General features: G+C 56.8%; 7 protein-coding genes and 4 pseudogenes. 3 read left to right on the top strand and 8 right to left on the bottom strand.

Annotated features, from left to right (window positions below; all coding sequences use genetic code 11):
* The 3 genes and pseudogenes from AFK24_RS31355 to AFK24_RS09855 all read right to left on the bottom strand — a co-directional run.
* Positions 1-234 (bottom strand): hypothetical protein (locus AFK24_RS31355; RefSeq protein WP_139110479.1); only part of this gene is annotated, 234 nt, incomplete at its 3' end.
* Positions 231-1034: an IS21-like element ISPsy20 family helper ATPase IstB gene (gene istB / locus AFK24_RS09860; RefSeq protein WP_065833060.1), complete on the bottom strand. Its 804-nt coding sequence runs from the start codon at positions 1032-1034 to the stop codon at positions 231-233. The genes istB and AFK24_RS31355, both read right to left, overlap by 4 nt.
* A pseudogene (locus AFK24_RS09855) lies at positions 1027-2003 on the bottom strand (Mu transposase domain-containing protein); the annotation flags it as partial. The gene istB and the pseudogene AFK24_RS09855, both read right to left, overlap by 8 nt.
* Before the next feature lie 384 nt (positions 2004-2387).
* On the opposite strand from AFK24_RS09855, the gene AFK24_RS09850 reads away from it, so the two are divergent.
* Both AFK24_RS09850 and AFK24_RS09845 read left to right on the top strand, forming a co-directional pair.
* Positions 2388-3068, top strand: coding sequence for an EcsC family protein (locus tag AFK24_RS09850; RefSeq protein ID WP_065833059.1), 681 nt, complete (start codon positions 2388-2390; stop codon positions 3066-3068).
* Between the two features lie 223 nt (positions 3069-3291).
* Positions 3292-4139: pseudogene (locus AFK24_RS09845) on the top strand (methyl-accepting chemotaxis protein); the annotation flags it as partial.
* Here AFK24_RS09845 and AFK24_RS09840 read toward each other — a convergent pair.
* From AFK24_RS09840 to AFK24_RS09820, 5 genes and pseudogenes are all read right to left on the bottom strand, one after another.
* Positions 4140-5066, bottom strand: a complete 927-nt coding sequence (locus AFK24_RS09840) for a LysR substrate-binding domain-containing protein (RefSeq protein WP_065833058.1) — start codon at positions 5064-5066, stop codon at positions 4140-4142.
* Between the two features lie 67 nt (positions 5067-5133).
* On the bottom strand, positions 5134-7143 hold the full coding sequence (locus tag AFK24_RS09835) for a CocE/NonD family hydrolase (protein WP_065833057.1): 2010 nt from the start codon (positions 7141-7143) through the stop codon (positions 5134-5136).
* 140 nt (positions 7144-7283) lie between these two features.
* Positions 7284-8867: a BCCT family transporter gene (locus AFK24_RS09830; protein ID WP_080482107.1), complete on the bottom strand. Its 1584-nt coding sequence runs from the start codon at positions 8865-8867 to the stop codon at positions 7284-7286.
* A gap of 273 nt (positions 8868-9140) precedes the next feature.
* A pseudogene (locus AFK24_RS09825) lies at positions 9141-9597 on the bottom strand (ATP-binding protein); the annotation flags it as partial.
* 422 nt (positions 9598-10019) lie between these two features.
* Positions 10020-10328, bottom strand: a pseudogene (locus AFK24_RS09820) (transposase); the annotation flags it as partial.
* A 471-nt stretch (positions 10329-10799) separates the two neighbouring features.
* On the opposite strand from AFK24_RS09820, the gene AFK24_RS09815 reads away from it, so the two are divergent.
* A complete protein-coding gene (locus AFK24_RS09815; protein WP_080482105.1) occupies positions 10800-11447 on the top strand; it encodes an HNH endonuclease in 648 nt (215 codons plus the stop codon).
* Positions 11448-12193: the final 746 nt, after the last annotated feature.

Below are 12193 nucleotides of genomic sequence, written 5' to 3'. Positions count from 1 at the left end.
AGGGGAACAACTTCTGTAAGCGACTTCGTGTCGCACCTCTGCCCAATTGTTGTCAATAGGTACGGCACCTGTTGGCGCTGATTGAAAACTGACCCACCCTGCCGATTGAAAAATGACCCAGGACGGATTGCTGATTTTTGCCCCAGCAATTGTGGATAAGCTTAGCAGCAGTGTTCCGATTGAAGATGCATCAAGCCCCACCGCATGCAGCAGGGCATTTATGGTGCGGATCAAAACGGCTCATCGTCCTCGATGCCATCTCCGTCCTTGCGCTTTCGTTCCCGTGATTTGATCTTTGTCTGGGCGGCCAAGGTGCTGTGTTGCAGGCGGTATGATTCGTTGCCCGTTTCGACGATGTGGCAGTGGTGTGTCAACCGATCCAGCAACGCAGTAGTCATCTTGGCGTCGCCAAACACGCTCGACCACTCCGAAAAACTGAGGTTGGTGGTGATTACCACGCTGGTGTGTTCGTACAGTTTGGACAGCAGGTGAAATAACAGGGCGCCACCGCTTTGGCTGAAGGGCAAATACCCCAGTTCATCCAGTATCACCAGGTCTGTGCGAAGCAGTCCCTGGGCGATTCGCCCTGCCTTGCCATCGTACTTTTCACGCTCCAGCAGATTCACCAGATCCACCGTGGAAAAGAAGCGCACGCGTTTGTTGTGGGCCGTGATTCCGGATTCAGCCAAGGCACTCGCCAGGTGTGTTTTTCCGGTTCCAGGCCCACCGATGAACACTACATTCTGCGCGGTCTCAGTGAACGCCAAGCTGGATAGATCGCTGACCAGCCGGGCATCAGCGCTGGAAGCGCCGAAGTCAAAGCCAGCTAAATCACGGTGCATGGGGAGTTTTGCCATGTTCATCTGGTGGTTCACCGAGCGCACCGCGCGATCCGCATGTTCCTGCTGAAGCAGATGTTCCAGCAGCCATTTCGATGAAGCCGTCGAAGCTGTTCCTTGAGAGACCAGCTCTTCCCAGGCACTGGCCATGCCGTGCAGGCGCAGTTCTTTGAGTTCCGTCATTAAGTCACGCATTACGATTCTCCTCATCGGTCGTACGGAGCCGGTCGTAGCGCGCCGTATTGGCAACAGGCACCACCTTGAGTTGCAGACTGGTTTCTACGCAGGGAGGTGGTGCGGTGGAGGTCAGGCGGGCAAGGACATTGAGGATGTGATCGGCGCTCAGACTTCCCGATTCAAGTACCAGCTCCACCGCCACCAGCACCGGTTCGAGACCCGCAATGGGCACAGCAGCCAGTACCTGCATCATGATTCGATCACCGTTGGTGTGACGCCTCAGTCCCCGATTGAGAAGCCGTAACGGCTTTGGCAGATCAGCAAATGGAGCGCCATTGCGCAGTGCACCAGGCTTGCGTTCGATGAGTGGGATGTAGTGCTGCCAGTCAAAACTGACCTGATCTCGATCAAAGAGACGCTCGTGGCTGGCGATTACCGTTTCGTCGCGATGACTACTATTCGCGAAGGATAAAGACGGCTGCTGACCCACTGGCCAACGCGCTCGCAAGGCACCGAATAGCGATTTCGCGCCACGCTGATCAGGCAGGTGCTGGAGACGCGTACGGTGCGCTCGACGTAGCCATCAAAGGCCGTTGGCATCGGCATCATTTCAACCCGCTCCAGCTCCAAGACCTCTGCCACCGTTAGCCCGTTGTACTGCGGATGCACCAGCTGGCTCCAGAGCGACCGGCAGCGTTGACCGAGCCAAATATTCAGTTCTTCGAAGGTGTGAAACATGCAATCTTGAGCGTCGATCCACATGCGTCGTCTGCTGTCTTGGACGTTCTTTTCAACGATGCCTTTTTCCCAACCCGAAGCGACGTTGCAGAAGTCCGGATCGAACAGATAGTGCGAGCACATTACGGAAAACCGGGCATTGACCGTGCGGCCTTTGCCTTTGTTGACCTTGTCGACAGCCGTTTTCATGTTGTCGTAGATGCCGCGACGCGGCACGCCACCTAACGCTCCAAACGAGCGAGTAGCTGCGTGCAAAAAAGGCGTTTTCAGCGGTCAGTATGCGGGCAGCTTGGAAAAACCGACTTTTTCAGCAGAATCGGCCAGAAGCAGACATTTCACGGGCACGAGCGCTCTTGACGCATTTGTCGTGATAACAGCCGTCAACAAAGTCTCCAAGGTCTTAGCTTGCGGGTTGCGCTTGCTATACCTTGGGCCATTGACTGGTGGACGGGCGCTGTTTTATGCCCGTTCTGCTTACAAGTCTTTCTTGCCCGACCTCTATTCAGAATGTCGTCGCCCCTTCGCGACGCATAGTCATTAGTGCAGTGTCATTTTGATATCAACTGTGCCACCCTTCGCCTTAGCGCTCAGCCTCGAAAACAGCTGACAAATATCTCTCGAAAGGAATCCGACATGACGACAGGAAAAGAAGAAGGCAGCTCCTCATTGATGAAGATGGTGGAAGCCATCGCCATTAGTCCGCAGGACGCCCGTGAACTGGTTACCCAGTATGAAAGCCAGGCACGCAGCTCGGCGCCGTCCGCCACGGACGAAAAGATTCAAGACGCAGTTGTCGACAAAATCATCAGCCGCTATTCAAAGCTGGCCGCGACCTCGGGCGCAGCCACTGCTCTTCCGGGTGTCATTCCCGGTATTGGCACTTTGGTGAGCGCTGTTGGGGGAGGACTGGCGGATATCTCGGTGTGCATGAAGCTGCAGATCGATATGACCATGTGCCTAGCGGTGGCCATCAACGGCAAGATGTCCAACGAAGATGCCAAGCACATGTCGTACATCATCGCGTTGTACGGCTCCCTGGAGCAGATGGGGTCTTCCAGCGCAACCAAAATCGCCAGCAAGGCCGGCGTGCGTATGGTGCATCAATATTTGAAGGGGCCGACGCTTCAGATCATCAAGGAATTGTTCGCTAAAATCGGCATCTCGTTCACTCAGAAAGCTGCAGCAAAAGTGATTCCGTTCGGAATCGGAGTCATCGTCGGCGGAACGGCAAATTACGCGCTCACCACCTACGTGGGTAAAACCGCTCGCGACACTTTCCGCCTGAATCTGAAAGAAGAGGCGACCGCGGAGTAACTACCAGCGTTAACTGGGCCGCGCAAACGGTCCATCGGCGACTTACGATAAGTCAGCAGCAAAATCTCCGTCACCACAATAACCCTAAGTTGGCGATGGTGACCAGGCGCCTCCGCCGTAGCCGTTACACCATCATCCTGAAACCAAGCTCGCCGAACGACCGCTATATTGGGTCGATTGCCGCCGTTGCGATCAGGCAGCAATGAGGCGCAAAGCGCTGGCGCACATTCGCACCGCTGCTCAGCAAGTGAGCAGCCGCGCCAACAAGTTGTCCGGCCTGTCGGGTGGCGCGTATCGCGGCATGGAACAGCAATCGGGCGAAATCGTCAGCATGGCCGGGGCGGTCGAGGAGTTCAGCGCGACTTCGTTGAACATTGCCGACAACATGGGCAATACCGAACGTCTCGCACAGGAAACCCGCAGCAAACCCGTATTGGTCGCGCATCCATGCAGGAAGCGTCCTCGTCCTGGAACAAATTGCGGTTTCCATCACCAGCACGGCCACAGTGATCAATACCCTGGGACAGCGCTCACAGGAAATTGGCAGCATCGTCGGCGTGATCACCTCGATTGCCTCTGGCGCTCAACGCGGCCATTGAAGCCGCCCGTGCAGGCGAGCAAGGCCGAGGTTTTGCGGTGGTCGCCGATGAGGTTCGCAGCCTGGCAACTCGCACGCGAGACGCGACCAACGAAATCTCCGGCATGATCACCAGCATCCAGCAGGAAACCGGTAACGCCATTACAACCATGCAGCAGGGCAATGCGCAGATGCAGGAAGGGCTGGCCCGCAACGCCAAGGTCGCAGCGGCCCTGGCTCAGATCGACGAGGCCAGCCGCTCGGCCGGTCAGCAGTTCGCGGCGATCACCACCGCGACCCAGGAACAAAGCAGCACAGCGACCCTGCTCAGCAACCTGCAAAGCATCGCAATGGCCAACAGCGAACAGCGCGAAGTGGTGTCACACCTGGCCGTCACCGCAGAAGAGCTGAACACACTGGCTACCGAGATGAGTAAGGAAGTTGATCGGTTTCGTTGCGTGATACAACGCGCTGGCCGTGCACTCAAGGCGTAATCAATCGCCGCTGCCTGCACGTTCCAGCAGCCACTGACAGAAGCTGCGTACCGAGGATGGGGGGTTGCGGTGGTGAGGCTGCATCAGATGCAAGCGTCCTCGACTGACCATCGTATCTGGTAGGGCCATGACCAGACGCCCGGACGCCAGTTCGGTCTCCAGCAGGCTGCGCCAGCCCAGGGAAACGCCTTGTCCGCGGATGGCTGATTGCATCAGCAGCTCAAAGCTGTTGCTGCGCAGCGCATGACGCGGGGTGCTGTACACCGCGCCGATGGCCGCAAACCAGTCCGCCCAGGTCAGCCAGTCATGGAAATGGTCTTCAACGATCAACAGCGTGTGGGAGGTCAGCAGTTGTTGCGCACTCTGAATACTGCCGCGCCGCGCCAGATATTCGGGGCTGCATACGCTGATGACCTGTTCTTGCTGGAATACCGGCGATAGATCCAGCCCGTGGGGTGAGGGGAGTTCGTCCAGGTGATAGAACAATCCAAGATCATATTCGCTGACGTCGATGTGTTGCGGGTTTTCGCTGCACAGGATGCGGATGTGTAGATCCGGGTGCAGGCTCTCGAACTCCGGCAGCAATTGCGCCAACCATATCGAGCTGATAGTGGGTGTGCTGGCCAGCGTAAGCTGACGATCCGCACCGCGACGACGCAGCTCCGCCGACTCGCGATCAAGCTCTCGCAACAGTCGTTGCACTGTACGGAAATACTGATCGCCAGCGGGGGTCAGGGTGATGCCCGTTGCCTGTCTGTGAAATAAAGGTCGGGCCAGGTTTTCTTCCAGCCGTTTGATTTGGCGACTTACCGCACTCTGGGTCAGGTTCAATTCGTGAGCGGCCTGAGTGAAGCTCAGTTGGCGTGCAGCCGCCTCAAAGGTTTGCAGACAGTTGAGTGGCGGTAGGTCGACATTGCGGCGCGACATGTCAATTCCAGAGGCTAGAGGTGGGGCCAGACAGAGCCAGCCTGCGCCCATCCTGCCATCATCTGTATCACAAGGCGACTCGCGCCACTCGTTCCTCCCAGGTGCGGCGATGGACCTCCTTGCCGTTTTCTCGCGCCACTTGCTCAGCACTGACATAGAACCACTGCTCATCAGCGCAGATACTCAACTGGCTATCAACCTCCACCCCCCATTCGCCCCGGCCTGCCCGATAGGACCATTGGATATCCGCCCGGGCAGAGAACGGATCCCACGGCAGGATCCGATATTGCTCAGAGCATTTCTGGTCGACCCATAGGCCATGATCAAGAAAACGCATGGCACCCAGATCATCCTGGATATGCACGCACACTTCGCCGCTGTCGACGTCCTCGTTCAGGCTGCGCTTGGGCTGAGCCTTGCGAATGGTCTCCAGCGCGGCGGGCTTCGAGCTTTGCGGCTCTTCAAAAGGACAGTCCACGTGTTGCCCGGTAAACACCGGTATTTGCACGCTTTGCAGTTCAGGCAGGAGCGTCAGCGTGGTCAGCTCGCGGCTCGGCCAGATCAAGGGAAAGCTTGCTGTGCTGAGGGAAATGCGCAGACGATAACCGGCCGGCAGGCGGTAACCAACATGATCCAGATTCAGGCGAACCTGCATGGGCTCGCCGGGTACGGGCGGCGTTAATGTGCCCGGATCGTCACGGAGATTGAGATTCAACACCCCGTAGGTGATCTGCGACACCTGTCCATCCGGCGCAACAGCGTTCAGACGAGCCACTAACTGACCGCCTGCGGTATTGCTGGCAAGACGCAGATTCAATCGGACATCGCCTAGTATCTCCAGTGTTTCGCTGAGTACCGGGCTGTCGAAACACAACGAGTTGGCATCGTCGCGGCGCTGGTCCGTCGGGCCGTCAGGGCCAAACCAGATCGCACAGTATTCGCCTTGATGCAGGCCCGTGGTCAGCGGGGAGCAAACGCTCAGCGAGTCTTCCAGTACAGCACAGCCTTTGCCCAAGCCAGAAACGCCTAGGCTGTAATCCATCCATTGGATCTGTTCATCTGGCCAGCCATTGGTCTGTACCCAATGGCCGGGGCGTTCCGCGTAACTGCCACGGGGCGGCAATGCATCCTGCAGATAAAAACAGCTTGTTGGACCATCCATCACGCCGTTATCGATCCCCTTGAGCCAGTAGTCCCACCAGCGGCGAGCCTCCTGAAGAAATCCGATGGCAGGATTGGGCACGGCAAAGTGTGGATATTTGTGGATCCACGGTCCGATCATCGATTTTGTTGGGCTTTGCAGGTGCTGCATCATGCGCGGAACGCTATTTTTATACGCATCGCCCCAGCCGCCAACGGCATAAACTGCCGCTTTGATAGCTGAGTAGTCTTCGCATACCGATCCATGACGCCAGTAGCCGTCGCGTGTCTGATGCTCCAGCCAGGTCTTGGCCAGCAACGGCATGGCGTTCAAGCGCTCCAGCCATTGCTCGCGCCAGCCGTCGCCCACTAGCAATGGGTCCGGGACTGCCGCGCTGAAGTTCAGCATGGTGGCCGCCCAGCCAAAGTTTTCCAGCAGCAAGTTGCCGCCTTTGTAATGGATGTCGTCAGCAAAGCGATCATCCGTAGAGCACAACGTAATGATCGCTTTCAAAGCCTCTGGCTGCCGAGCGGCAACCTGCAAGCTGTTGAACCCGCCCCAGGAGATGCCCATCATCCCGACGTTGCCGTCACACCAAGGTTGCTTGCACAGCCAGTCGATGACTTCCAGCGCATCATTCTGTTCCTGCAGAAGATACTCGTCAGCCATAAGCCCCTGAGACTCGCCATTACCACGCATATCAACACGCACGCACACGTAGCCTTGGCCCGCCATCCAAGGATGGGTCAGCGCGTCGCGTACCGCTGTGCCGTCACGCTTGCGATAGGGTAGGTATTCCAGAACTGCTGGAAATGCCTGCACAGTCTCGGTTTGTGGGAGCCAGATTCGTGCTGCCAACTGGGTGCCATCGCTCAAGGGGATCAGGCAATGCTCAATCTCTCGCACGGTGTAGGCGAACTCTTCAATCACTTTCATTTAATCTTCCAAATCAAAACATGCGCGAACGGATCGCAGCCCGCCCGGCCGGCTTTTTCCGATGAATTGCTTGCCCACCCGCCGCAAGCGCAGCGGGTGGGCCTGTAAAGGTGTTGATCGAGCAGATTAATAGCGGCGAATCACTTCAAGACTTCGCCCGCACGAATACCTGCTGGTGCCACCAGGTCGAGCGCTTTTTCAGTGACGTTGCCGGACAGGAGTTCTGGGTGTCTTAGCCAGATGAGCAGGGAGGTACTGGCGAGTAAAACGATGATCATCCCTGGCAGGCCGCCGAGGTTCGAAAGCATTTTCACGCCATCAATGCCTACAAACGCCACCATCACCCAGGACACGATGCCAATGATCACGCCCCAGACCACCTTCAGCAGCGGGTTGCCATCAAGGTCCGAGTCCGCCGTCACGCCCTTGCTGCACAGATTGCTTATGACGTCGGTGCTGGAGTCCGCCGCAGTTACGAACGAGATGAACGCGACAAATAGAAGGAAAGCGACCATCAACCCGCTGGCCGGGAGTTGCTGGAACAACTGATAAAGCACATGTTCCACGCCTTGGTCAGTGAGCACTTTGTTCAGGCTGCCATCGCCCAAGGCGTCGAAATACAGGCTGCTACCGGAAAAAATGCAGATCCACAGGCCAGTAAACAGCGCGGGATAAAACATGGTTATCTGCACGAATTCACGTACGGTATAGCCACGCCCGATCTTGCCGAGAAACATCGCACTGACAGGTGCCCAGGCGAACCATACCGACCAGTAGAAGACACTCCAGCTTTGCGGCCACGTGTCGCCACTTGCGGCGCCGGTGAACAGGCTCATGGCGAAGAAATTATCCAAATACACGCCCAGCGATTCGACACCAAGGCTGAACATGTACAGAGTCGGCCCACAGACCAGCATGAACAGACCCAGCGCGAGCATGATCCAAGTGTTGAATGAGGAGAGCATTACGATACCGCGCTGCAAGCCGCTGGCGGCGGAAGCCACGAAGGTGATAACGATGACGCCGATGATTATGGCCAGCCGCAACGGCGTCGTTTCGCCACCGATGTACTGGCTCAAGCCACCTGAAAGCGTCAGTGCGCCGGTGCCCAGTGAAGAGGCCATGCCGGCGACCAGTGCAAACATGGCCATGGTGTCGATCAGGCCCGCGTAGCGTTTGACGCGCGCTTGCCCCAGCAATGGCTGCAGCATCGCGCCAATAGAGAAATTGCTGCGCAGGTTGTAGAACACCAGCGCGAAAACGAGCGACGGCACCAGATAGATCGCGTAAGGCGTGATAGTCCAATGCAGGAACATCGTGGCCATAGCGAAGCTTTTTGCCGCCGCGCTGGCTGGTTCAAGTGACAGGCTGCTCGGCGGAGAGTGCAGGTGGTAAAGCGGCTCGGCGGTTGTCCAGAACAACACCCCGACCGCCAGCGTTGTACATAACGCGACCATGAACCAGCGCCATTTGCTCAGCAGCGGTTCGGCATTTTTGCCGCCAATACGTACCTTGCCCAGCGGCGAGAAATACACGACAAACGTCAACACCACCAACGCGAAAGAGCCCGCGCTGAACAGCCATGAGAAGTTGGTGAGGATCAAGCTGTTGAGCTGCGAGCTTGTGCGCAGGAACGACTCAAGGTCGACGTAGCTGGCGGTGACCGCCGCCATCAGAATCAAAAAGGTCGGCCAGAACACTAACGGCCGTAATGGATACTTCATCTCATGTCTCCCGGACAAATAGTTCTTAGCCTGAAGCGGCTTTGTTATTGCGCACTGTGAACGCATCCCGCGTCGGGTTCGCATCGAAGTATCGAGGGCCATATAGATAACGGTCTAAAGCCATTGCGGCGCAATCAACGATTTGGCATGGGGGTATTCCGCAGCGACATGTCGCACTGTTTAAGCTCATATCAGATGACGAAGCCGCTTAAGTGCCTACAATTGATGCAAGCGGGTCCAGGTTCGTGTCGCGCGGCAGGCGCTGTCCGGCGCTCAGCCGCTTGCCGGTCGATACTGCAACGCCTCGGCCACATGGTTTCTGCCGATCGCTTGAGCCTGTTCCAGATCAGCCAGGGTGCGCGCCACTTTCAGCAGTCGATGAGCCGCTCGCAAGGACAACGTGAGGCGCGCGCATGCCGATTCCAGCCCGGCTTCGTCGGTGCGTGTCAGTGCGCAATGCCGCCGCAGGGCGGCCAAGTCGAGAAATGCATTGGCGCAGCCTTGGCGCTGGTTCTGGATATCTCGTGCCTGAGCCACTAACAAAGCAGCGCTGGCAGTGCTCTCGCCGGTTTGCTGCCCTGGATTGAGTGCTGTGACTTCCCGGGCGACGGTAAGGTGCAGGTCTATCCGGTCCAGCAGCGGGCCGGAGAGCTTGTTACGGTAGCGCTGGATTTGGCTCAGTCGTACACCGACAGCGGCCGGTGGGCTCACCCAGATAGCCACAAGGGCACTGGCAACGTGGATGTGCATGGACATCCTATAATATCCAGCAATTAGCGCACTTTTGGGACTACCCAGAGTGTCCACATGCCTGGGTGGATAATCATGGTCAAAAAAATGTTTTTGTCCATGCCCGCGACCTAGAGCGATATTGCCCCGCATTGCTGATATCACCCTCGGATGATCCATCCTGAAGATCCGTGCCGACGGGGCCCCAATTGTACGGATTATATAGCGGTATGGACATGGTGCCGATTGGGTCCTAAGCATGGTCATACCTGACCACTCGACCGTTATTGATCTGCCATGAGAACGACTAATGCCAGGAGGCGCAGATTTTTTCCCCACGTGAAGCATTCGTCCTGCTAAAGCAGACGACTATGAGTGGCGGCTATCGGCCGATTCTGTTGAAAAAGTCGGTTTTTCCAAGCTGATCGTGGTTTCATCGGGAATTCGATCCAGATTCAAGCCCGCGAACTGGCGCAGAATCGTCGTTTCATACAGTGATTCTTCCATCGCCGGATCGCTGTAGCCGAACCAGTTTTGCATCAAATGAACCCGCAACATGGCCATCAACGGATACGCCGGACGTCCCCCTTCGCCCTTTGGATAATGCGGCTCGATCAAAGTAACCAAGCCCTTCCAGGGTACCACCCGATCCATCTCGATCAGGAAGCGCTCGCGGCGGGTCTGCTTACGTTTGCCGGCATATTCGGCGTCGGCGAAGGACATCTGTTTCATCGAGGCTCAACTGTTCAGTTTGTGCGAGATAGGTATTTCATCAGATCGGGAAGTCTTTTTCAGACTTTCCCTAGTGACCGAGGCATTGGGACTGGTCCGGCCAAAGTGGTGGGTTTATACGCTGGCGACGTTTGACGACCTACCTAGCGCCAACAGACGCATCGCTCAATTGCATCCACCGTTGCTCGAGGCACTGGTGCAGTTGAACTGGATACCCGGTACGAATAGCGCACCACGGCGCGTTACCAAGTGGGCAAAGTTGGAGCCACCGGCCGCACTGAGTAGCGAAGCATTCATCGCTGGGATCATGCAGGCAGGCTTTGTGCGGATAAATCGGGAGATTATAAAGGTCGCGCGGTTTCATCATCCGGATGTAAGCGACGTGCTCTACGTTAAGTTGACCGATAGCGAGCACCCTCGGCAACGCACACCGCTGGTGGTTGCTCCTCGGTTTGAGAAGCACGTCAGTGATTGGCTGCAAATCCCGGTGTAATTGGGGGGGACGAGCAGTACTTTCACAATGCCGATATGGCGGCTTTTCCTGAGCGCAAACATACAGGCAAGTCGAAAACTCACTACGGCATTGACCTCGGGGTTCTGGATGATCAGGCACTTCAGGCGTTGCTGGCCGAATGGTTGAAATCGGCGGCGCAGCCGGTGGCGCTAGATCCTGAAACACCTCCAGTCGCCTCCTTCATACCGGTCTACTGCCTCGACGGGGTTGCCCAAAACGAAACGGAACGGGATGCGTTGATAAAGGCCCGGATCGGCCAAGGCGCTTATCGGGATGCCCTGTTGGCTTATTGGCAGGGGTGTGCGGTAACAGGCTGTGGTGCGGCTACGGTGTTGCGGGCATCGCACATCAAGCCTTGGCATCGGTGTACTGATCCGGAGCGGCTTGATCCGTACAACGGTCTGCTGCTGACCCCTAACCTGGATGTGTCATTTGATCAAGGGCTCATCAGCTTTGAGGATGATGGCAGGATTATGCTGAGTCCAGAGTTATGTGACAGTGATGCAGAGATGTTGGGGCTGTGGCCTGATCTGCGGCTGAGGAAGGTTGCAGTTGAGCATTGGGCGTATTTGGAATGGCACCGGGGGAAGTGGTTCAAGAGATGATATCTGGCTGGCTGGGCGCTCCCCGGATGAAAGCTCTGAGCTAGGCCGGAATAGCCAGCAACGTGAGCAGTGTCGGGCAATCAAGCCGTGGGCTTTGTGCAGCAGATACCCAGCCGCTCGCAAGGCAATTTTTTCGTCTGAATTCGTCAGTTTGATTCTCATCGCCACTAAATACGAAGTCAGGACGTTCACAAGTCAATCCTGACTTTGATCCTTCCCCTGGCCGGAGAATCGGCCATGTACACGATGATCCTTTTCCCAGGCGACACCCCGTGTCGACAGTTCAACCCACGTCTGGTTGATGACCATTGGTCTAGTCACCTACTTCATCCCGCGCGAAGATTCTTAGGCCCGGCGGCGGACCTGCCACCGGTACTGAGAAACGTACCTGAAAGCCGCGTGACGTTTGGCTGCGACAGTTTTAATTCTCTAGCGCATCTGCGCGAACAGGCGTTTTGGGCGATCGCGACAGTTTTGCGCGTCCTCTCAACGGGGCTGCAGGCCGCGAAATTTGTGGCCCTCCTGCGACAGCTTTAATTCTCAAACTTCACTCGTGGTCTTTGAGAATTAAAGCTGTCGCTTGTGAATTAAAACGGTCGCAAGCGGCCGCTTTCCCCCTTCGCGTTTTCATGACGCCGCGAACGTCGCTAGCTGAGGCTCCCAAGAAGCACTGGTTCGCAGTGAGAGGTCGGAAGCGATCTGTCACCGCATCACGTTGCCGGTTTCGAGTCGTTCAAACCAGGATC

Origin of the sequence: Pseudomonas syringae (assembly GCF_001698815.1) — a bacterium.
Lineage (GTDB): Bacteria > Pseudomonadota > Gammaproteobacteria > Pseudomonadales > Pseudomonadaceae > Aquipseudomonas > Aquipseudomonas syringae_A.
The sequence above is the reverse complement of the archived record's forward strand: the minus strand, read 5'-3'. Positions and strand labels throughout refer to the sequence as shown.